We start from the raw sequence: 20,879 nt of genomic DNA, 5'->3' as shown, positions 1-20,879 counted from the left end.
TAATCCCCAGAATACGCCGATTGCCGCCTGCGTTTTTCCCGATTACGCTGCATCGGCAGGCAAATTGGCTGCATTTGGTCTCACAGGCAGGCAAATGACCCGCGACGATCTCGACAGCTTCGATCAGGCCATCCTGCGCGTCCTGCAACAGGACGGACGGCTCAGCGTCACCGAACTGGCCAGCCGAATCAGCCTGTCGAAATCACCGACGCAGGCGCGGCTTCGGCGGCTGGAGCGTGAGGGGTTCATCACCGGCTATCAGGCACGGGTGAACCATCTGCGGCTGGGCATGGCGCATATCACCTTTGTCGAGGTGCGGCTGTCCGACACCCGGGAAGCGGCACTCAAGGCGTTCAACACGGCGGTGCGCTCTCTGCCCGAAGTCGAAGAATGCCACATGATTGCCGGGGCTTTCGACTACCTGCTCAAAGTGCGCAGCGCCGATATACTGGACTATCGGCAAAGCCTGGCCGAGCGGATCTCGAGCCTGCCGCATGTCGCTTCGACCTCGACGCATGTGGCGATGGAATCGGTGAAGGAGGGCGGTCGCTGAGGCGGCTGCCGGGGTCAGGGGGGCTCGCCCCCTCGGCCCGTTCCGGGCCTCACCCCTGAGGATATTTGGAGACAGAAAATGCGGGTTAAGGTTTGGTTAACCGCCCCTATTTTCTGTCTTCAAATATCCTCGGGGGTGAATTCGCTGCAAGCGAAGAGGGGGGCGGAAAGCCCCCTTTGCGACGGCGGTCAGTCGCGGGTACGGATAATTTTAGAGAAACTGTCGAAGATCACGCTGTTGGCGGCGATCATGTTGCCCGACTCGATCGGATCCTGCCCGTCGCGGATCGGCCCGATGAACCCGCCCGCTTCGCGCACCAGAAGCGAACCGGCGGCGATGTCCCAAGGTTTCAGACCGCGTTCCCAGAACCCGTCGTAACGACCGGCAGCAACATAGGCGAGGTCCAGCGCCGCAGCGCCCCAGCGGCGCACACCGGCGCAGACCGGCATCAGCCGCGCCAGATCCTGCAACGTTGCGGGCAGTGCCGGGCGGCCACCGAAGGGCACGCCCGTCGCAAAGATGCACTCGATCATCGACCGGCGCCCCGACACCCGCAGGCGCGTGTCGTTCATATAGGCACCGAGACCCTTCTCGGTGTAGAACATCTCGTCCTTGGCCGCATCGAACACCAGACCGGCAACGATCTCGCCCTTGTGCTCCAGCGCGATGGAAATCGCCCAGTGCGGCAGCCCGTGCAGAAAGTTGGTCGTCCCGTCCAGCGGGTCGACGATCCAGCGGCGGGTCGGGTCGGTGCCCTCGTCCTCGCCGGTTTCTTCGCCCAGCCAGCCATAGTTCGGCCGGCCGTCCATCAATTCTTCCTTGATGATCCGCTCAGCCTCGCGGTCGGCTTTCGACACAAAATCCCCAGGCCCCTTGGACGAGACCTGCAGGTTTTCCACCTCGCGGAAATCCTTGACCAAGGAACGCCCCGCTTTACGCGCGGCCTTGATCATGAGGTTGAGATTGGCACTTCCCTGCATTTCGCTGGCTCCGTCCTGAACAGCGTTGGGCCTTACGGGAAAGGCGCGCCAATGGAAAGGGGAACCTGCGGATTCTCCCCTTTCAGCCCCGTCGAGCGGCGTCTAGGCTGTGCGCGAAACAGGAGGTTCCCCATGCTCATCCGCCGACCGCACCGCCGTGACCGCGCCGACTGGGAGCGCCTCTACGCCGCCTATGCCGCGTTTTACCACGTTCAGCAGAGCGCCGAGATGCGCGCGCGCGTCTGGGGCTGGCTTCATGACCCCGCGCATGAGGTCGAGTGCTTTGTGGCCGAAGGCGACAGCGGCCTCGTCGGCCTCGCCCATTTCCGGCCCTACGCGCTGCCACTCGACGCCTCGACTGGCGGCTACCTTGACGATCTGTTCGTCGATCCCGCCGCGCGCGGTTCAGGTGCGGCCCGCGCGCTGATCGAGGCCATCGCCGCCGAGGGCCGCGCGCGCGGCTGGACCGCGCTCAGCTGGATCACCGCCGAGGACAATGCCCGCGCCCGTGGGCTTTACGACAAGCTGGCGAAGGCTGCGCAGTGGAAGACCTACGAGATGCCGCTCTGAGCGCATGATCCGCGCGCCTGCGGGTGGCAACCCGCCGGGCCGAGAGGGGGCTCGATGCCCCCCGAGGCCCGCCCTTGCGCGCGCGCCCTTGATTCCCCCCGCTGACCCCGTAGAGACAGCGCGATATCAGATCAGGAGCCGTCCGATGCCCGCAGCCCAAGAGTCGCCGCGCCCGACCGCTTGCCTCGTTCTCGCCGACGGCACCATCTTTTACGGTTTCGGCTTCGGCGCGACCGGCGAGACGGTAGCCGAGTTGTGCTTCAACACCGCGATGACCGGCTACCAGGAAATCATGACCGACCCGTCTTACGCCGGGCAGATCGTGACTTTCACCTTCCCGCATATCGGCAATACCGGTGTGACGGATGAGGATGAAGAGGCCCAACAGGCCGTCGCCGCCGGCATGGTGGTGAAATGGGACCCGACCGAACCGTCGAACTGGCGCGCCACCGGCGAGCTGACCGCCTGGATGACCCGGCAGGGCCGCATCGGCATCGGCGGGCTCGACACCCGCCGCCTGACGCGGGCGATTCGCCAGCAAGGCGCGCCGCATGTCGCACTGGCGCATGATCCCGACGGCAACTTCGATCTGGACAGCCTGCTGGCAAAGGCCCGTGGCTGGAAGGGGCTTGTCGGCCTCGATCTGGCCAAGGATGTGACCTGCGCCCAGAGCTATCACTGGAACGAGATGCGCTGGGCATGGCCGCAGGGCTACCAGCCGCAGACCGCGCCGGTGCACAAGGTTGTCGCCATCGACTTCGGTGCCAAGCGCAACATCCTGCGCTGTCTGGCGTCGGCCGGTTGCGACGTCACCGTCCTGCCCGCGACCGCCACGGCGGAAGAGGTGCTCGCGCTCAATCCGGACGGGGTTTTCCTGTCCAACGGCCCCGGCGACCCGGCGGCGACGGGCGATTACGCCGTGCCGATGATCAAACAGGTGCTGGACGCCGATCTGCCGGTCTTCGGCATCTGTCTGGGTCACCAGATGCTGGCGCTGGCGCTGGGCGCGCGCACGATCAAGATGAACCACGGCCACCACGGCGCGAACCATCCGGTCAAGAACCACGACACCGGCAAGGTCGAGATTACCTCGATGAACCATGGCTTTACCGTCGACAGCCAAACCCTGCCCGCTGGCGTGGTGGAAACGCATGTCTCGCTGTTCGACGGCTCGAACTGCGGCATCCGTCTGGCCGACCGCCCGGTCTTCTCGGTGCAATACCACCCCGAGGCCAGCCCCGGCCCGCAGGACAGCTACTACCTGTTCGAGCGTTTTGCTGACGCGATGGCCGCGCGCAAAGTGCCTGCGCAAAGTGCCTGCGTAAACGATTATTAACGCTCTCTTAACTTCCACCGGGCATCAGTGATGGGGTCCGGTCGGAGGTCAAGATGCCACACCTCGCACGCCAGCATTCTGAGGCAAGGCCTACGGTCGAGGGGGATCTCTTGAACGACGGGTCCGGGGTTGTGTACCCGGCCCTTGTTGTGCCCCGTGCTGCCCCGACGTGCCAGCGCCCGCCTTTGGGTGCGATTCTGCTCCGGCGTGGGGAGATACGGTCGTGCGACCTGTTGCGCGCGCTCGAAATTCAGACCCGCCAGCACTTGCCTCTTGGCGATATCCTGCGCGCTCACGGGCTGGCCAGCGAAACAGCCGTGATGGCAGCACTGGCCGAGCAATTCGGCACCGGCGTCATCGACACAACGCAAACGCGGCCCGATCCGCGCCTGATCGACCGTGTCGGGCCGCGCCGATGCCTGCGCATCGGCTGCCTGCCGTGGTCACGCGCCGGGTCCGTCACCCTTGTGGCCTGTGCCGAACCGGATCAGTTCTTTGCCCACCGGGCAGAGCTGGAGGCAGCGCTCGGCCCCGTGGTGATGGGTGTCGTCACCGAAACCGACCTGCAACAAGCCCTGATCGACTCGCGCAGTGGCAGTCTGCGGCTGATGGCTGAAACCTGCGTGGCCGCGCAAGAAAGCTGTCGGCTCTGGGACGGGCGGCGCTTCAGCCACTGGGTTGCAACGGCGCTCGCCTCGTTCGTCGCGCTGACTCTGGTTGCCCCTGTCGCCAGCTTTCTGGCCCTTTTCGGCCTGGTGCTGGGCTTTCTGACGCTCGGCAACGCGATGAAAGTTGCCGCGACCGTCGCACAACTGCGCGCCAGCCAGGCCCCCCCGACGCAACCGTAGCGACGGATCTGCTGCGCAAACCCTGTGTGTCGGTGCTGGTGCCACTCTACCGCGAACCCGATATCGCGCCGCGCCTGATCAAGCGGCTGGGCGCGCTGTCCTATCCGCGTGAGCTGCTCGACGTGCTTGTGATCGTCGAAGAGGATGACCACCTGACCCGTTCCGCGCTGGCCTCCAGCGGGTTGCCGACATGGATGCGCGTTATCCCGGTGCCCGATCTGCCCCTGCGCACCAAGCCGCGCGCGCTGAACTACGCGCTGAACTTCGCGCGCGGGCAGATCATCGGTGTCTATGACGCCGAGGATGCACCGGCGCCCGACCAGATCCACCGCGTCGTTGAGTGTTTCGCCCGGTCCGGGCCCGATCTGGCCTGCGTGCAAGGGGTGCTGGACTATGTGAACCCGCACACCAATTGGCTCAGCCGCTGTTTCACCATCGAATACGCCGTCTGGTTCCGCCTGATTCTACCCGGTCTGGCACGGCTGGGGCTGGTGGTGCCGCTGGGCGGCACAACGCTGTTTTTCCGCCGCGACGTGCTCGAGGAACTGGGCGGCTGGGACGCGCATAACGTGACCGAGGATGCCGATCTGGGCCTGCGCCTGGCGCGCCACGGCTATCGCACCGCGCTGCTGTCCACCGTGACCATGGAAGAGGCGAACTGCCGGATCTGGCCGTGGATCAAGCAACGCTCGCGCTGGCTGAAAGGCTACGCGATGACCTACGCCGTGCACATGCGCGACCCGGTGCTGTTGTGGCGTCAACTGGGCGCGTGGCGCTTTGCCGGGGTGCAGTTGCTGTTTCTGGGCACGCTGGTGCAGTTCCTGCTGGCCCCGATCCTGTGGAGCTTCTGGCTGATGCTCTTCGGCCTTGGCCACCCCGCCGCTGCCGCCCTGCCCGGCTGGGCGCTGATCGGTGTGTCGGCGGTGTTCCTGATCTCGGAGGTATCCTCGCTGGCGATCAGCCTCACCGCGCTGCAACACAAACGCCACCGCGCGCTGAGGATCTGGGCGATCAGCCTGCATTTCTATTTCCCCCTGGCTGTGATCGCCGCGTGGAAAGGCATCTGGGAAATGCTGACCAGCCCGTTCTACTGGGACAAGACCACGCATGGCCTGCATGACGGTACCGCGCATGCCTCGGTCGCGGAACAGGGTTAGCGTTGTCGCCGCCGGTCGCCGGATTCCAGCTTGAGCCGGGTCTCGAACGCCCGGCTGATATGCTCGCGCAGCGCCTTGTCGGCGGCGTCCCCGTCCCCGCGCGCGATCGCCTCGACCATCGCGTCGTGCTCGTCCAGCGCCGCGCGGCCGCGCCCCTCGGCTTCCAGCGAAGTCGTCGCCAGCAGCGCCATCGAGCGGTGGACCAGATCAAGCTGTTGCACCAGAAAGCGGTTGTGACTGGCCAGATGGATCTGCTTGTGGAACCGCTTGTTCGCCCGGCTCAACGCCTTGGGATCATTCATCAAACGGCGGTCTTCCGTGACCATGTCGCGCATCACGCGCACCTCTTCGACCGAGGCATGCTTGGCCGCCAGCCGCGCTGCCAGCCCCTCAAGCTGGGCGCGCACGACGTAGAGTTCGGCCAACTGGTTGTGATCAAGCGAGGCCACGATCAGCGAGCGCCCGTCGCGGGTCAGCAGCGATTGCGTTTCCAGCCGCTGCAACGCCTCGCGGATCGGGGTGCGCGAGACGCCGAAACGCTCGGCCAGCTCGGATTCCACCAGCCGGTCGCCGGGTTTGTAGACGCCGTCGTCAATCGCCGCGAGGATCAGCGAATAAGCATCGAGCAGGGGTTGGCGCTGGTCATTCATGGGCAGTCCTCCGAAGCGCTGCAGACTAGGGGCGCAGGCGCCGCATGAAAAGGCCTGTTCTGGCCGCTGCAACCTTGTGTCGCGCGGCGGGTCGGGCTAGCCCTGTGCGCATGGCAGACAGCGATTTCCACCACGTCGAGACTTGGGTCTTCGACCTTGATAACACCCTCTATCATCCCAGCGTCCGTCTGTTCGATCAGATCGACGTCAAGATGACCGAAGTGGTGATGCGCGTGACCGGCGCGGACCGGGCCGAATCGGACCGGCTGCGGCACGACTACTGGCAGACCTATGGCACCACGCTGGCCGGGCTGATGGCGCATCATGCGCTGGACCCTGTGCCTTATCTGGTCGAGGTGCACGACATCGACTTTACCGTGCTCGCCCCCGATCCCGCGCTACGCGCGGCGATTGAGCGGCTGGGCGGACGGCGGATCGTCTATACCAATGGCTCGGCCCCCTATGCCCGCCGGGTGCTCGAGGCGCGCGGGCTCGACGGGCTGTTCGATGCGGTTTACGGCGTCGAAAACGCCGATTATCACCCCAAACCGCAGCCACAGGCGTTTGAGCAGATCTTCGGCATCGACGGGCTGACCCCGGCCCGCGCCGCGATGTTCGAGGACGACCAGCGCAACCTGCGTGTCCCGCATCAGTTGGGCATGCGCACGGTGCTTGTCACGCCTGAGCTGGAAACGCACGACCACGTCCACCACCATACCGACAATCTGACCGCGTTCCTGAACGCCCTGTGACACTGGCGCGCAGGTGGCGTGTTGCCGCAGTGCGGCATCTCGCCGGATGTTCAGGCGCAGGGGCGAAAGCCATATCTCCGGGATAGCTTTAACCCGGAGTTTCCCATGGCCAGTGCTGACCTCAGCTACACCCCTGCCCCCGCCGTTTACCGCGTGCCGCTGCTCGGGGCGATTGCGCGCGAACTGGCCGAGGGTGACGCCGATTATCCGCTCTACCTGATTCTGGCGCTGGTCTCGATCTGGGGTCTGGCGATCTTTTTCTTCGGCCTGCCCGCGCTCTATCTGCCTGCCGTCGTGGCCTCGCCGCTGATGGTCGTGGTGCTGGTGGCGATCAGCCGGGGCTGACGCAGCCGCCTGAGGCGGCTTGCCGCCTCGCCCCGGCCCCGGCTTTGCGCTAGATAAGCGCCAAAGCAAGGAGACGGTCATGCGGCAATCGGTGGATGTGCTGGTTTCAGGCGGCGGCGTTGCCGGTCTGGCGGCAGCGGCAGCGTTCGGGTCGGCGCGCTATTCGGTGATCTGCGTCGATCCCGCGCCGCCGATCACCGATGGCACCGCACCGGGTGCCGATCTGCGCACCACGGCGTTCTTGCAGCCCTCGATCCCGGTGCTTGAAGCCGCAGGCCTGTGGGAGCGCCTGCGCCCCCACGCCATGCCCTTGCAGGTCATGCGCATCGTTGACGCAGGCGGGGCCGAGCCGGTCGCCCGTATCACCCATGACTTCAATGCCGCCGATGTCTCGGCCCAACCGTTTGGCTGGAACCTGCCCAACTGGCTGCTGCGGCGCGAATTTGTTGCGCGGCTGGACGCGCTGGAAAATGTCGATTTCCGCCCCGGCACCGCCACAAGCCGCGTGTTCACCCGCGAGAGCGAGGCACTGGTCACCCTGTCCGACGACAGCCGCGTGTCCGCCCGCTTGGTGATTGCCGCCGATGGCCGCCACTCGCCCGTGCGCAAGGCCCTGGGCATCCCGGTGCAGACCACGCGCTACGGGCAAAAGGCGCTGGCCTTCGCCGTCACCCACCCCGAGCCGCATAACAACGTCTCGACCGAGGTGCATCGCTCGGGCGGGCCGTTCACGCTGGTGCCGCTGGGCGATCATCAGGGCAAGCCGTGCTCGGCGGTGGTCTGGATGGAAACGGGGCCCGAGGTGGACCGGCTGCGCCAGTTGGACCCCGCCGCGTTCGAGCAGGCGATGAACGAGCGCAGTTGCGGGCTTTACGGCTGGCTTGAGCAGGCGACGCCGCTGACCGTCTGGCCGATCATCACCCAGATTGCCGAGCGGTTTAACGGCCAGCGCGTCGCGCTGATGGCGGAAGCCGCGCATGTGGTGCCGCCGATTGGCGCGCAGGGGCTGAACATGAGTCTGGGGGATCTGGGGGCGCTGATCGCGCTGGCCTCACCGGAAACGCTGGGCGAATCGGGACCGCTTCAGGCCTATCACCGCCGCCGCTGGCCCGAGGCCAAGCTGCGGCTGGCAGGGGTCGATGCGCTGAACCGGGCGTCGATGATCGACGCGCAGCCGCTGCGCGATGCGCGGGCGGCGGCGCTGCATGCGCTTTATTCGCTGGCGCCGGTGCGCCGGGGTCTGATGCAACTGGGGATCGGGATGCGGTGAGCCTTTCGGCTCACCACAACGATCCGATCAACCGTCGCTGCGACGCGCCGGTTTCTGGCTGAACCGCTTGGGACGCTTGGGGCGCTCGGCGGCCATCGCCTCGGCCAGCGCCGGGTGCACGCGGGGCTTGCGCGGCTTGGCCGCATCAGCGGCCCCCGCACCCGGCTTGCCACCGGGTTTGCCGCCACCGGGACGACCACCGCCAGCCCCTTTGGCGCCGCCGGGTTTGCCGCCGCCTGCCTTTGCGCCGCCGGGCCGCTGGCCACGGTTCTGACCGGTCGCTGCGCGCGCTTTGGCGCGGGCGGCTTCGGCCATGATCTCGGGCCAGACATCGCCACCGATAACCTCGATCTTGATGTTCATCAGCTTTTCAATGGCGCGCAGATCGGCCATTTCAGCCGGCGCACACAGCGCCACGGCCCGCCCCTCACGCCCGGCGCGCGCGGTGCGGCCAATGCGGTGAACGTAGTTCTCGGGCACGTTGGGCAGTTCGTAGTTGTAGACATGCGCGACCAGCGGAATGTCGAGCCCGCGGGCGGCCACGTCGGTCGCGACCAGCACCTTGGTTTCCCCGGCACGGAACGCGGCCAAGGTGCGCTCGCGCTGGCCCTGGCTCTTGTTGCCGTGGATCGAGCCGACGGAAAAGCCCCACGATGCCAGCAGCTTGGACAGTTTTTCCGACCCGTGTTTGGTGCGGCCAAAGACCAGCGCCAGCTCGTCAGGGTGCTGCGAGAGATACTCTCTGAGCACCGCTGCCTTATCGCCCTGCGGCGCAAAGTGAACGGCCTGCGTGATCTTGTCGGCGGCTTTGCCGGGCGTCGCAACCTGCACGCGGACCGGGCGGTCCAGATAGGCGTCGGCGATTTCGCTCATGTCCTTGGGCATGGTGGCCGAGAACAGCATCGTCTGACGCTCGGCCGGCAGATAGCGGGCGATCTTGCGCAGCGCGTGGATGAAGCCCAGATCGAGCATCTGGTCGGCCTCGTCCAGCACCAGCATCTGCACCTTGGCCAGCGAGACCGAGCCGCGCTCGAGCAGGTCGATCAGACGACCGGGCGTTGCGACCAGCACATCGGTGCCGCGCACGAGGCGGTCGATCTGACGGTTGATCGAGGCCCCGCCAACGACGGTGGTGATCGCGGTGGGCGTGCCATGCGACAGCTGGGTCAGCGCCTCGGCGATCTGTTGCACCAGTTCGCGCGTCGGCGCGAGGATCAGCGCGCGCGCGGTCTTCGGTGCGGGCTTGCCCTGCCCGGCCAGCCGGTGCAGGATCGGCAAACCAAAGGCCAGCGTCTTGCCGGTGCCGGTCTGGGCCAGACCCATCAGGTCGCGCCCTTCCATCAACGGGGGGATGCCGCGGGCCTGAATCGGGGTCGGTACGTCTTTGCCGGTGCGCTCCAACGCGGCCAGCAGCGCCGGGTTCAGCCCCAGCATAGAGAAATCGGTCATGGTAGTCCTTTCGGGCGCCAGGCCCCAAGGGCGGCGCAAATGCCGGTGCGCGCTGCCCCGTGAAGGGCGCGCGGTCAGATATGGCAGATGCGCTCTTGGAAGCCCGGAGTCAAGGTCTGGCCGTCAAACAGCCAAGTGCGCCCTTGATTTGTTGCAGATTCGTGGCATCCTCAGGGTGTGACAACAGACTTCCTGCGTCCGCCGGCCTCTGACAGGCAGCCCGCAATATTCGAAGGACTGGCTGCACGGCCCATCGGTACTCCGCCGGTGGGAAACCAGAGAAAGGACACGGACATGGCCACTGGCACCGTAAAATGGTTCAACTCGACGAAGGGCTACGGCTTTATCGCCCCTGATGATGGCGGCAAAGACATCTTCGTGCACATCTCGGCCGTGGAGCGCGCCGGGCTGACCGGGTTGCAAGACAACCAGAAAATCAGCTTTGAAATGCAGTCGGGCCGCGACGGGCGTGCCTCGGCCGCCGATCTGCGGCTGCTCTGAGCTTTCATCGCGACTGTGACGCGACAGCGTCGCTTAACCCGCCGGCACGCCCGGCGGGTTTTGTTGTGCCAGAACGGCGCGAACGAAGGTGACGCGGTCGGCAACCGGGGCTTCGGGCAGCGGCAGGGCGCGGTAGCCGAATCGGGGCAGGAAGGCGATCAGCCGGTGGTACTCGGCGAGGGCGGCGTCGAAATCGTGCTGGCGCTCGGCGTCGGTGGCAAAGATTGCGGGCCAGGGCTGGGCGACGAAAACCTGCGGGTTGTAGCATGCGCCAAGGGTTTGCGCCTGTGGCGGCAGGGCGCCGGTGACATGCTCATAGGCGGCAATCGCATCCAGCAATCCCCGGTCAAAGACCACAGGCCCGCGCAGCGCCTGCGCTGCGTGCCAATCGTCGAGCGCCAGAGCAATGGCACGCTCGGCAAAGCCCTTTGGGTCGTCCCACGGCAAGCCCTTCCCGTCCCCTGCCAGCGCTTGGGCGACGAGTCGGCGGCCGGGTTCGGGCACCGTGGCCATGCCTTCTGCCGCCAAGGCGTCCAGCAGTGTCGATTTCCCGCTGCCTGAGCAGCCGGTCAGGAGGAAAAAACGCCTCACGCCACGCCCAGCGCCGCGCGCACCGCAGGCGTCCAGCCCAGATACCAGACGCCGCCGGACTGGATCACCGGGCGCTTCATCAGGGCAGGATGGGCCGCGAGAAGAGCGGATGCAGGCTGCAGGCGCTCTGCGTCACCGAGCCCGCGCCAGGTGGTCGAGGATTTGTTGACCAGCGCCTCGCCGAACTCATTCAGCAAGGCGCCGATCTCACCCTCGGACAGCGGGCTTTCGCGGATGTCACGAAAGCCCGCCTCGGGCAGCGCTTTGCGCGCTTTTCGGCACGTGTCGCAGTTTTTCAGGCCCAGCAGGGTTTGGGTCATGGTGGCTCCTTTGGTGATGGGACCGGACAGGGAGGGGGCGCGGCGCACCCCCATCGAGGGGGTGCGCCGCGCCTCGGGGGCCCTGCCCCCACGGCCTTGCGGCCTCCCCCGGGATATTTGCAGAGCAAAGAAAGCTCATGCCAGCGGTTTGGGTTTCTGGTGCGCGCAAAGCGGACCGGTGGCGAGGTCTTCAAGGATCGGGCAATCGGGGCGTCCGTCGCCCGCGCAGGCGTCGACCAGCCCGGCCACCGTGGCGCGCAGGGCTTGCAGCTCGGCAATGCGGGCGTCGATGCGGGTCAGGTGATCGGCGGCGAGGCGTTTTACATCCTCGCTGGCGCGGGTGTCATCGGCGTAGAGGCCCAGCAACGCGCGACAATCCTCGATCGAGAAGCCAAGACCGCGCGAGCGGTTGAGGAACGCTAGACGATGCACGTCATCCTCGGCAAACGCACGGTAGCCGTTGCTGTCGCGTTTGGGGCGGATCAGGCCGATCTCTTCATAGTAGCGGATGGTTTTGGCGGGCAGGCCCGAGGCTGCCGCGGCTTCGCCGATGTTCATGCGGCCTCCAGAGCGGGGCGCAGCGTTTTCAGGCGCAGCGCGTTGGTGAGGACAAAGATCGACGACAGCGCCATCGCGCCCGCGCCCAGAACCGGCGACAGGGTGATGCCGAAACCGGGGTAGAGCACGCCCGCCGCGACGGGGATCAGGGCGGCGTTATAGGCAAAGGCCCAGAACAGGTTCTGGCGGATGTTGCGCAACACCGCGCGGCTGAGGTGGATGGCATTCACCACGCCGCGCAGATCACCGGACATCAGCACGACCTCGGCCGCTTCGACCGCGACATCGGTGCCGGTGCCGATGGCAAGGCCGACATCCGCCGCTGCCAATGCGGGCGCGTCGTTGATGCCGTCACCGACGAAGGCGACGCTGCGACCGCCTTGGCGCAGGGTCTCGATGGCGGCGACCTTGCCGTCGGGCAGGACTTCGGCCTCGATATGGTCGATACCCAGCTCGGCGGCGATGGCCTGCGCGGTGCCCCGGGCGTCGCCGGTGATCATCGCGGTTTGAACGCTCAGCGCGTGCAGGGCGTCGATGGCGGCTTTGGTCGAGGGTTTGAGGCGGTCGGCGACGAGGAGGAGGGCTACGGCCTGACCGTCGACGGCGATATAGAGCGGGGTTTGGCGGTGCGCCGCCCCCTTGGCGGCGTGTTCAGGCAGATCGCCCAGCGCGATGCTGTCGCGGTCCATCAGGCGCTGTGCGCCGATGAGAACCGCCTTGCCGTCAACGCGGGCTTGCAGGCCGAAGCCGGTCAGGGCGGTGACGTCCTCGGCCTTTGGCAGGGTCAGGCCGCGCTCTTTGGCGGCGCGCAGGACGGCGCTGGCGATGGGGTGTTCCGAGCCGGATTCGGCGGCGGCGGCGATGGCCAGCGCCTGCGCGTCATCCGCGCCGGGGGCGGTGTGGACCCCGACCAACTCGGGCCGTCCCTCGGTCAGCGTGCCGGTCTTGTCGAAGGCAACGACCTGCACGCCCTGCAACGCCTGCAGGGCATCGCCCCGGCGGAACAGCACGCCCATTTCCGCGCCGCGCCCGGTGCCGACCATGATCGAGGTCGGCGTCGCCAGACCCATCGCGCAGGGGCAGGCGATGATCAGGACGGCCACGGCGGCGACAAGCGCGTGCGACAGGCCGGGGCCCCAGATCATCCAGACCGCGAAGGTCAGCGCAGCGACGGCCATGACGATGGGCACGAAGACGCGGGTGACGCGGTCCACCGTGGCCTGAATCGGCAGCTTTGCGCCTTGCGCCTCTTCCACCATGCGGATGATGCGGGCCAGAACGGTATCAGCACCGACGCGCTCGGCCCGATAGGTCAGCGCCGAGGTGCCGTTGACCGTGCCTGCCGTCAGCGTCTCGCCGGGGGATTTCTCGACCGGGATCGGCTCGCCGGTGATCATGCTTTCATCGAGCCACGAGTGGCCGGAGGCGACGCTGCCATCCACCGCCACCCGCTCGCCGGGGCGCAGGTGCAAAAGGTCACCGACAGCGACCTGATCAATCGCAACCTCCTCGACCTGCCCGTCCCGCTCGACCCGCGCGGTTTGCGCCTGCAACCCGACCAGTTTGGCGATGGCCGCCCCCGTTCGGCCCTTGGCGCGGGCCTCAAGATAGCGGCCCAGCAGGATCAGCGTGACGATCATCGCCGCCGCTTCATAGTAAACCGCGATGGAGGCTTCGGGCAGCAGCCCGGGCGCGAAGGTGGCAATCGTGGAATAGCCCCAGGCGGCGGTGGCCCCCAGCACGACGAGGCTGTTCATGTCGGGCGCTGCGTGCAGCAGCGCGGGCACCCCGGCCTTGAAGAACCGCCAGCCGGGGCCGAACAGGACCACCGAGGTCAGCACGAATTGCGCGACCCACAGCGGGAATTGCCCGACCAGCCCGTGCAGCCAGTGGTGAAACGCCGGGACCATATGTCCGCCCATTTCCAGCACAAAAACCGGCAGGGTCAGCACGGCGGCAAGGATCACCGCGCGGGCAAGTTTGCCTTGTTCCTCGGCCTTGTGCTCGGCCACATCGGCGCGCGAGGTTTCGGTGGCGATGCGGGCCTCATAGCCCGCCGCGCGCACCGACTCGGCCAGTTTCTCGGGCAGGCCGGTCACCGCCAGATGGCGCACCGTGGCGCTTTCATCGGCGAGGTTGACGCTGGCCGAGGTCACGCCCGGCTGCTTCTCCAACACCCGCTCCACCCGCGACACGCAGGATGCGCAGGTCATCCCGCCAATCGCCAGCCGCGTCACATCTTCGGACGCGGTGAACCCGGCGGCGCTGAGTTTCGCGGCCAGATCAGCGGGTTGTGCCTGTCCGTCGAAAGCGACGGTGCCGGTCATCAGATTGGCGCGCACGCCGGTGACGCCGTCTTCACGGGCGAGCAGACGCTCGATGCGCGAGGTGCAGGACGCGCAGGTCATGCCCTCGACGCGCAGGGTTTGGGTGTCGGTCATCGGGACCTCCTTTTATCGGTCCTCTCTCATATGGAGGCTCCCGTAACTGGAAGGTCAAGGGCTGCGCCGATCAGATTTTTGCAGCGGCCTGCGTGCGGCACCAGTCAAGCACGGTCTCGAGATCGCCGGGCAAAACCTCGGCCAATCCTTGCGCGAATGCCTCGAAGCCCGGCAGGTTCAGCGGCTTGAGGCCCAGCAGGACAGGGACGTCCAGCGCCAGTGCCTCGCCGATCAGGGCGCGAAAGCCGCTGCCCTCGATCTCGGCCTTGCCGAATTTGTTCAGGATCAGCAGGCGCGGCGGCGGGGACATCGTGGTTTCCACCAGCCCGACGGCGGTTTGCAGGCCTTCGGGGTCCAGCCGACACCCGCGCGAACCTGACCCGAGCTGCTGGCTGATGCGGATACGCTCAGACCGCCCCAGCACACGCAGGTCCATGTCGCAGTCCGCACTGCTGGCCCGGTCGGTGTTGATCTGCACGACCCCGGCCAGCGGCCAGCCCTCGGCACCCAGCCGCTCGGCCACGGCGGCAAGCAGCTTGTCGCCCGCGCCGCGCGCCCCGCCGATCACGTATCCCAGCGCTGCCATGGCCTGCCCCCTTGTGGTGCCTTGCTGCCCTGATAGCCTGAAGCGACAAGGCGCGAAAGGCAGACGATGATCGCAGGGATTGTGCTGGCAGGCGGGCGGGCGACGCGGATGGGCGGCGGGGACAAGGCGCTGTTGCGCTTGGGCGCGCGGCCCCTGCTGGCGCATGTGCTGGGGCGGTTGGGGCCGCAGGTCGGCGCGGTTGCGATCAGCGCGAATGGCGATCCGGCGCGGTTTGCGGGCTTTGGGCTGCCGGTGCTGGCCGATCCGGTGGCGGGGTTTCCGGGGCCGCTGGCCGGGGTGCTGGCGGGGATGGACTGGGCGCATGGGCTGGGGGCCGAGGCGGTGCTGTGCGTCGCGGGGGACACGCCGTTCCTGCCGGTGGATCTGGTGGCGCGTCTATCGGGGGCCGGGGCGTTTGCGCTGGCGGCCAGCCTGTCTCGACGGGCGGCTGCGGCAGCATCCGACGGTGGGTCTGTGGCCGGTGCGCTTGCGTGAGGCGCTGCGCGAGGCCTTGGCGCGTGGTGAGAACAAGGTCGGGCGCTTTGCTGCCGAGCACGGCGCGGTGGCGGTGCCGTTTGACGCTCTGCCTGACCCGTTCTTCAACATCAACACACCGGAAGATCTGCGCGCCGCCGAGGCGCTTTTGTGACCTTCGACCGCATCGCCATCCTCGATTGGTCCGCGGCCAACACACCACGCCGGGGCAAGGATTCGATCTGGCTGGGGCTGGACGACGGCACCGCCACCAACCCATGCACGCGGGCCGAGGCGTTCGATGAACTCTGCGCTCTGGTCGAGACCACCCTCGCCCGCCGCGAGACCCTGCTGATCGGTGCCGATTTCGCCTTTGGCTATCCCGCTGGCTTCGCGCAGGCCCTGACCGGCCGGGCCGAGGCGCTGGCCGTCTGGGACTGGCTGGCCAGCAACCTGCACGACGATGCGCAAAACCGCTCGAACCGCATCGCGCTGGCCGCGCAGATCAACGCCCGCCTGCCCGGCCTCGGGCCCTTCTGGTTCAACCCCACGCGCCTGCCCTTTCCCGACTTGCCGCACAAAGGCAGCACCCGCCACGGCACCCCCTTTGCCGAGCATCGTCTGGCCGACGAGACCGCCAAAGGCGCGCAATCGCCGTGGAAACTGGGCGGCGCGGGGGCAGTCGGATCGCAGATCCTGACCGGGTTGCCGGTCCTGCACCGGCTGCGCACCGCCTTCCCCGGCCAGATCGCCGTCTGGCCCTTTGAGCCGCTCAGCGCCCCGGTTGTGCTGGCCGAGGTCTTCCCCTCGCTGCTTGGCCCCGAGGTCACCGCGCGCCTGCGCCCCGGCAGCGTCAAGGACCGCATGCAGGTCACGCTTCTGGCCCGCGCGCTGGCCCGGCAAGCCGACCTGAAAACGCTCCTCACCACACCGGACGATGCGCGCATTCGTGAGGAGGGCTGGATCCTCGGCCTCGGCCACGAAAAGGCCCTGCGCGACGCCCTCATCTGAGCGACCCGCAAACGCGGCTTTTCAACGCCAGCGTCAGGCGCTAGTCAGGGCCAAGCAAGGAGGGCCACGCCATGGCGACCATTCTCGACAAGATCAAGGCTTACAAATTTGAGGAAATCGCCGCCGCGAAAGCCGCGCGCCCCCTCGCCGAGATCGAAGGCGACGCCCGCGCCGCCGACGCCCCGCGCGGCTTTGCCAGGGCGCTGACGGCCGCTTCGGCCACCGGCTATGGGCTGATTGCCGAGATCAAGAAGGCCAGCCCGTCCAAAGGCCTGATCCGTGCCGATTTCAACCCGCCCGCGCTGGCGCAGGCCTATCAGGCGGGGGGCGCGACCTGCCTGTCCGTCCTGACCGACACCCCCAGCTTTCAGGGCGCGCCCGACTACCTGATGCAGGCACGCGCGGCCGTCACCCTGCCCTGCCTGCGCAAAGATTTCCTCTACGACCCCTATCAGGTCGCCGAAGCCCGCGCCTGGGGCGCCGATTGCATTCTGGTGATCATGGCCTCGGTCAGCGATGCGCAGGCGGCTGAACTGGAAGACGCGGCCTTCGGCTGGGGGATGGATGTTCTGGTCGAGGTCCATGACGGGGCCGAGCTGGACCGCGCGCTGGCGCTGAAATCGCCGATGATCGGGGTGAACAACCGCAACCTGAACACCTTCGAGACCACGCTCGACACCACCCGCACGCTGGCCGCCCGCGTGCCCGCCGGGCGCATGCTGGTCAGCGAAAGCGGCCTCTTTACGCCGAATGATCTGGCGGACATGGCAGGTCACGGCGCGCGCTGCTTCCTGATCGGCGAAAGCCTGATGCGGCAGGACGACGTGACTGCCGCCACCCGTGCGCTGCTGGCCGACCCGGTGCCCGCATGACCCAGCCCCCCGCCCTGACCCATTTCGACGCCGAAGGCCGCGCGCTGATGGTCGATGTCAGCGACAAGCCGGTCACGTCGCGCACCGCGATCGCCTGCGCGCATGTGGTCATGCTCCCTGCGACGCTGGCCCATGTCATCGCAGGCACCGCCAAGAAGGGCGACGTGCTGGGCGTGGCGCGGCTGGCAGGGATCATGGCAGCCAAGAAAACCAGCGAGCTGATCCCGCTCTGTCACCCGCTGCCGATCACCAAGGTCTCGGTCGACCTGACCCCTGACCCCGAGTTGCCCGGCGTCCGCATCACGGCCGAGGTGAAGACCACCGGCCAGACCGGCGTCGAGATGGAGGCCCTGACGGCGGCCTCGACGGCAGCGTTGACCGTCTACGACATGCTCAAGGCCGTGGAAAAATCCATGGAAATCGGCGGCATCGCCGTCCTTCGCAAAGAGGGCGGCAAGTCGGGCACGTATGAGCGGGGGCCGCAATGATCGGCGTCGATGAAGCGCAGGCGCTGTGCCTCGATCTGGTCACCCCGACCGATGCGCTGGACGTCGTCCCGCTTGTCGCCGCGCATACCCGTGTGATGCGCCGTGCGCCGCGGGCGTTTCGGGCGCAGCCGCCGTTTGCTTCGGCGGCGATGGACGGCTACGCGGTCCGCGATGCCGAGGTTGCCGTGGGTGCCAGCTTCGAGGTTGTCGGTGAAGCGGCCGCCGGGCATGGCTGGGACGGCACGCTCAGCCCGGGTCAGGCGCTGCGCATCTTCACCGGCGCGCCGGTGCCTGCGGGGGCGGATCACGTGGTCATCCAAGAGGATGTCCTGCGCGAGGGGGGCCGCATCACCCTGCAGCCCAACCTCGGCTCAGGCCCCAACGTGCGCCCGGCTGGCGCTGACTTTCCGGCCGATTTCGAGCTGGAAGCGCCGCGTCGGCTGAGCCCCTCGGACCTTGCCCTGCTGGCCGCGATGAACATCCCCGAGGTGATCGTCGCCCGGCGCCCGCGGGTGGCGCTGCTGGCGACAGGCGACGAACTGGTTCTGCCCGGTCAGACGCCGGGCCGCGACCAGATCATCGCCTCGAATGTCTTTGCGCTGAAAGCGATGGTCGATGCGGCGGGCGGCGAGGCGATCATACTGCCCATCGCCCCCGACCGTGAGGACGCACTGGCCGCAGCGATGGCCGAGATGCTCAAGGCCGATATCGCGGTGACGATCGGCGGGGCCTCGGTCGGCGATCACGATCTGGTTGGCCGGGTCGGCGAACGGCTGGGGCTGGAACGCGCCTTTTACAAACTGGCGATGCGCCCCGGCAAACCGCTGATCGCGGGATCGCTGGGGGCCGTGCCCTACCTCGGGCTGCCGGGCAATCCGGTCTCGGCCATCGTGACCGGGCATCTGTTTCTGGTGCCGATGGTCAAACGCTGGCTGGGGCTGGAGGATGTGCAGCCCAAGCGCGTCTCGGCCCGCTTGGCGCAAGACGTGGGACCGACGGGACCACGGACGCATTTCATGCGCGCGCGGCTGGACGGCGACAGCGTCACGCCCTATGCGCGGCAAGACAGCTCGCTGCTCAGTGTGCTGTCAGACGCCAACGCGCTGCTGGAACGGCCCTTGGGTGACCGGCCCCGCAAGGCGGGCGAGATGGTGCCGGTGCTGCCGCTGTAAGGCGCTTTTGCGACATCACGATTGACACAAAAGGGGAACAAGCGTAGAACAGTGGCTAAACGCCTGACGTTTGACTGCTGGAGGACGCGATGCTGACCCGCAAACAGCTTGAGCTTTTGGAACTCATCGACGCCCGGCTGCGGCGCGACGGTGTGCCGCCGTCGCTCGACGAAATGAAGGACGCGCTGAACCTGCGCTCGAAATCGGGGATCCACCGGCTGATCACAGCGCTGGAGGAACGCGGCTTTATCCGCCGCCTCGCCCACCGCGCCCGCGCCATCGAGGTGCTGCGCATGCCAGACACCGCACAGCCGCGCAATGTGGCGCGGGTGATCGAAGGCGGCGCGAAACCGACGCCCTCTCCGGCGCCGGCCCGTGCAATGGCGGTGCAGCAAAGCTATGCGATGGACCTGCCAGTGATGGGTCGCATCGCGGCCGGCACGCCGATCGAGGCGATTCAGGAAATCTCGCACCATGTCTCGGTACCGGGCTCGATGCTGTCCGGCACGGGCACACATTACGCATTGGAAGTGCGCGGCGACTCGATGATCGAAGCCGGAATCCATGATGGCGATATCGTGGTGATCCGCGAGCAGACCTCGGCCGATAACGGCGACATCGTCGTTGCCCTGGTTGAAGGGCAGGAAGCCACGCTCAAACGCTTCCGGCGTCTGCGCGGAATGATCGCGCTCGAGGCGGCGAACCCGGCGTATGAAACGCGGATGCTGCGCGATGATCAGGTCGAGGTGCAGGGCCGGCTTGTCGGGCTGATCCGCAGTTATTGACCGCCCTTCTTGTGCCTCCGGGCCAGGGCGCCAGGGGGCCTTCTGCCCCCTCTTCGCTTTCAGCGAATTCACCCCCCGAGAATATTTGAAGAGCAAAGAAAGCGCGGTTAACCTTTCGTTAACGTCCCTCTTTGCTCTGTTAAATATCCTCCAGGAGGGTTCGGGAGGATGGAAAATCCTCCCGAGCGGGTCTGGGCGGCAGCCCAGCGCGGCGCGCGACCCCTCGATGGGGTCGCGCGCCGCGCCTAGCCGGCCGGTCGAGCCTCGATAACCACAAAGGCTTGCGCCCAGGGGTGGTCATCCGTCAAGGACACATGGACAACCGCTTCGTACCCAGCCGGGGTCATCGCGGCGAGGCGTTCTGCAGCCCAGCCGGTCAGCAGCATGGTCGGCTGTCCGCCGCGGCGATTGACCACCCCCATGTCTTTCCACGAAATCCCCATCGCCAACCCGGTCCCCAGCGCTTTCGAGCAAGCTTCCTTTGCTGCCCAGCGTTTGGCCAAAGTGCCCGCTTCGTCCTTGCGCCGGTTGGCCTTGGCCAGTTCCAGATCGGTAAAGACGCGGTGGCGGAACCGGTCGCCGAAGCGGTCCAGAGTGCCGGCAATACGCTCGATATTGGCCAGATCGGTACCGATGCCCAGGATCACGCGACGGCCCTCATTCCACCGCAACCGTTCCGGTTGACTGGTTGATACGGATCTCCATCCGCTCGACGATCGGCGGGCGGCCAGCCTCGACCCCTTCGTGCCAGTGCCCGACAGGAACCGAAAGCAGCAGCCCCTTGGCCGGGTCATAACTGGCGGTGATCCCCGGCACATCCACGTCATAAAAACCGCTGTTCACCTGAGCCGACGCCACGCGGCACTGGCGGAAGATCGGTTCGTCCGAGCCATCCCCCGACGGTGACAGGATCAGCAGATGCCGCGAGCAGCAGGCGGGTTCGCCGCCGGTGTCGAGCAGCGCCACGCGGATCGCCCCATTGGCGAAGCTGCGCGAATGGGTATCCCAGGGTTCGAAAATATTGGCTGGGCTACCGACCCAATCACAGTCAGCAATAACCTGCGCCGTGGCGCTTAGCGGCAGGAGGCAGCAGGCGGCAGCGATGAAAGCTTTACGCATAAATTTCTCCTCAACCATGAAGGATACCATCATCCGCCAAGGCCGCAGACA

24 protein-coding genes and 1 pseudogene are annotated in these 20,879 nt (G+C 67.0%); 15 read left to right on the top strand and 10 right to left on the bottom strand.

Features of this window, described 5'->3' with window-relative positions; translation table 11 throughout:
- Positions 1-94 precede the first annotated feature (94 nt).
- Entirely contained in the window at positions 95-553 is a 459-nt protein-coding gene (locus tag OKW52_RS07770) for an Lrp/AsnC family transcriptional regulator (protein WP_264417205.1), read from the top strand.
- A gap of 188 nt (positions 554-741) precedes the next feature.
- Here the strand turns inward: OKW52_RS07770 and OKW52_RS07765 are convergent, their stop codons facing one another.
- Positions 742-1,533, bottom strand: a complete 792-nt coding sequence (locus OKW52_RS07765; protein WP_264505203.1) for an inositol monophosphatase family protein — start codon at positions 1,531-1,533, stop codon at positions 742-744.
- Positions 1,534-1,665: 132 nt separating this feature from the next.
- Here OKW52_RS07765 and OKW52_RS07760 point away from each other — a divergent pair, with 132 nt between their 5' ends.
- The 4 genes from OKW52_RS07760 (at position 1,666) to OKW52_RS07745 (ending at position 5,444) form a co-directional block, all read left to right on the top strand.
- A complete protein-coding gene (locus OKW52_RS07760; protein ID WP_264417202.1) occupies positions 1,666-2,103 on the top strand; it encodes a GNAT family N-acetyltransferase in 438 nt (145 codons plus the stop codon).
- Between the two features lie 145 nt (positions 2,104-2,248).
- The gene (gene carA, locus OKW52_RS07755) at positions 2,249-3,439 is read left to right on the top strand and encodes a glutamine-hydrolyzing carbamoyl-phosphate synthase small subunit (protein ID WP_264505202.1); all 1,191 of its coding nucleotides are present in this window, start codon (positions 2,249-2,251) and stop codon (positions 3,437-3,439) included.
- A gap of 233 nt (positions 3,440-3,672) precedes the next feature.
- A complete protein-coding gene (locus OKW52_RS07750) occupies positions 3,673-4,287 on the top strand; it encodes a GspE/PulE/PilB domain-containing protein (RefSeq protein WP_264505201.1) in 615 nt (204 codons plus the stop codon).
- A gap of 32 nt (positions 4,288-4,319) precedes the next feature.
- The gene (locus OKW52_RS07745; protein ID WP_264505200.1) at positions 4,320-5,444 is read left to right on the top strand and encodes a glycosyltransferase family 2 protein; all 1,125 of its coding nucleotides are present in this window, start codon (positions 4,320-4,322) and stop codon (positions 5,442-5,444) included.
- Here the strand turns inward: OKW52_RS07745 and OKW52_RS07740 are convergent.
- Positions 5,441-6,094, bottom strand: coding sequence for a GntR family transcriptional regulator (locus tag OKW52_RS07740; protein ID WP_127104809.1), 654 nt, complete (start codon positions 6,092-6,094; stop codon positions 5,441-5,443). The two genes, OKW52_RS07745 and OKW52_RS07740, sit on opposite strands and share 4 nt — an antisense overlap.
- 110 nt (positions 6,095-6,204) lie before the next feature.
- Here OKW52_RS07740 and OKW52_RS07735 point away from each other — a divergent pair, with 110 nt between their 5' ends.
- The 3 genes from OKW52_RS07735 to OKW52_RS07725 all read left to right on the top strand — a co-directional run bounded on the left by OKW52_RS07735 (position 6,205) and on the right by OKW52_RS07725 (position 8,461).
- Positions 6,205-6,846: a pyrimidine 5'-nucleotidase gene (locus OKW52_RS07735; protein ID WP_264417199.1), complete on the top strand. Its 642-nt coding sequence runs from the start codon at positions 6,205-6,207 to the stop codon at positions 6,844-6,846.
- Positions 6,847-6,951: 105 nt separating this feature from the next.
- A complete protein-coding gene (locus tag OKW52_RS07730) occupies positions 6,952-7,191 on the top strand; it encodes a hypothetical protein (RefSeq protein WP_264417198.1) in 240 nt (79 codons plus the stop codon).
- A 79-nt stretch (positions 7,192-7,270) separates the two neighbouring features.
- A complete protein-coding gene (locus OKW52_RS07725; RefSeq protein ID WP_264417197.1) occupies positions 7,271-8,461 on the top strand; it encodes a UbiH/UbiF family hydroxylase in 1,191 nt (396 codons plus the stop codon).
- 27 nt (positions 8,462-8,488) lie between these two features.
- Here the strand turns inward: OKW52_RS07725 and OKW52_RS07720 are convergent, their stop codons facing one another.
- Complete coding sequence (locus OKW52_RS07720) at positions 8,489-9,910, bottom strand: DEAD/DEAH box helicase (protein ID WP_264505199.1); 1,422 nt, start codon at positions 9,908-9,910, stop codon at positions 8,489-8,491.
- A gap of 294 nt (positions 9,911-10,204) precedes the next feature.
- On the opposite strand from OKW52_RS07720, the gene OKW52_RS07715 reads away from it, so the two are divergent.
- A complete protein-coding gene (locus OKW52_RS07715; protein WP_127104814.1) occupies positions 10,205-10,411 on the top strand; it encodes a cold-shock protein in 207 nt (68 codons plus the stop codon).
- 33 nt (positions 10,412-10,444) lie between these two features.
- Here the strand turns inward: OKW52_RS07715 and OKW52_RS07710 are convergent, their stop codons facing one another.
- From OKW52_RS07710 to OKW52_RS07690, 5 genes are all read right to left on the bottom strand, one after another.
- Positions 10,445-11,002: an AAA family ATPase gene (locus OKW52_RS07710; protein WP_264505198.1), complete on the bottom strand. Its 558-nt coding sequence runs from the start codon at positions 11,000-11,002 to the stop codon at positions 10,445-10,447.
- On the bottom strand, positions 10,999-11,322 hold the full coding sequence (locus OKW52_RS07705) for an arsenate reductase family protein (RefSeq protein WP_264417195.1): 324 nt from the start codon (positions 11,320-11,322) through the stop codon (positions 10,999-11,001). Before OKW52_RS07705 ends, OKW52_RS07710 begins: the two co-directional genes overlap by 4 nt.
- Before the next feature lie 135 nt (positions 11,323-11,457).
- Positions 11,458-11,880: a Cu(I)-responsive transcriptional regulator gene (locus OKW52_RS07700; protein ID WP_264417194.1), complete on the bottom strand. Its 423-nt coding sequence runs from the start codon at positions 11,878-11,880 to the stop codon at positions 11,458-11,460.
- Entirely contained in the window at positions 11,877-14,321 is a 2,445-nt protein-coding gene (locus tag OKW52_RS07695; RefSeq protein WP_264417192.1) for a heavy metal translocating P-type ATPase, read from the bottom strand. Before OKW52_RS07695 ends, OKW52_RS07700 begins: the two co-directional genes overlap by 4 nt.
- 70 nt (positions 14,322-14,391) lie before the next feature.
- Positions 14,392-14,907, bottom strand: coding sequence for a DUF2478 domain-containing protein (locus OKW52_RS07690; protein ID WP_264417191.1), 516 nt, complete (start codon positions 14,905-14,907; stop codon positions 14,392-14,394).
- 66 nt (positions 14,908-14,973) lie between these two features.
- Between OKW52_RS07690 and mobA the strand changes: the two are divergent.
- The 6 genes and pseudogenes from mobA (at position 14,974) to lexA (ending at position 19,709) form a co-directional block, all read left to right on the top strand.
- Positions 14,974-15,556: pseudogene (mobA, locus tag OKW52_RS07685) on the top strand (molybdenum cofactor guanylyltransferase MobA).
- Positions 15,553-16,392, top strand: a complete 840-nt coding sequence (locus OKW52_RS07680; RefSeq protein WP_264417189.1) for a hypothetical protein — start codon at positions 15,553-15,555, stop codon at positions 16,390-16,392. The pseudogene mobA and the gene OKW52_RS07680 overlap by 4 nt, the downstream one beginning before the upstream one ends.
- A 71-nt stretch (positions 16,393-16,463) precedes the next feature.
- On the top strand, positions 16,464-17,264 hold the full coding sequence (gene trpC / locus OKW52_RS07675) for an indole-3-glycerol phosphate synthase TrpC (RefSeq protein ID WP_264417188.1): 801 nt from the start codon (positions 16,464-16,466) through the stop codon (positions 17,262-17,264).
- Positions 17,261-17,752 (top strand): cyclic pyranopterin monophosphate synthase MoaC, encoded by a 492-nt coding sequence (gene moaC / locus OKW52_RS07670; protein ID WP_264505197.1) that lies wholly within the window; start codon positions 17,261-17,263, stop codon positions 17,750-17,752. Before trpC ends, moaC begins: the two co-directional genes overlap by 4 nt.
- Positions 17,749-18,924, top strand: coding sequence for a molybdopterin molybdotransferase MoeA (locus tag OKW52_RS07665; protein ID WP_264505196.1), 1,176 nt, complete (start codon positions 17,749-17,751; stop codon positions 18,922-18,924). Before moaC ends, OKW52_RS07665 begins: the two co-directional genes overlap by 4 nt.
- An 89-nt stretch (positions 18,925-19,013) precedes the next feature.
- Positions 19,014-19,709 (top strand): transcriptional repressor LexA, encoded by a 696-nt coding sequence (lexA, locus tag OKW52_RS07660; protein WP_264505195.1) that lies wholly within the window; start codon positions 19,014-19,016, stop codon positions 19,707-19,709.
- 245 nt (positions 19,710-19,954) lie between these two features.
- On the opposite strand, the gene acpS is transcribed toward lexA, so the two are convergent.
- Positions 19,955-20,356, bottom strand: coding sequence for a holo-ACP synthase (gene acpS / locus OKW52_RS07655; protein WP_264417185.1), 402 nt, complete (start codon positions 20,354-20,356; stop codon positions 19,955-19,957).
- A 10-nt stretch (positions 20,357-20,366) separates the two neighbouring features.
- Positions 20,367-20,828, bottom strand: coding sequence for a hypothetical protein (locus tag OKW52_RS07650; RefSeq protein WP_264417183.1), 462 nt, complete (start codon positions 20,826-20,828; stop codon positions 20,367-20,369).
- Between the last annotated feature and the right edge of the window lie 51 nt (positions 20,829-20,879).

Origin of the sequence: Pararhodobacter zhoushanensis, from assembly GCF_025949695.1 — a bacterium.
Classification (GTDB): domain Bacteria; phylum Pseudomonadota; class Alphaproteobacteria; order Rhodobacterales; family Rhodobacteraceae; genus Pararhodobacter; species Pararhodobacter zhoushanensis_A.
Note: the sequence above shows the minus strand (reverse complement) of the source record. Positions and strands in the feature narration are given on the sequence as shown.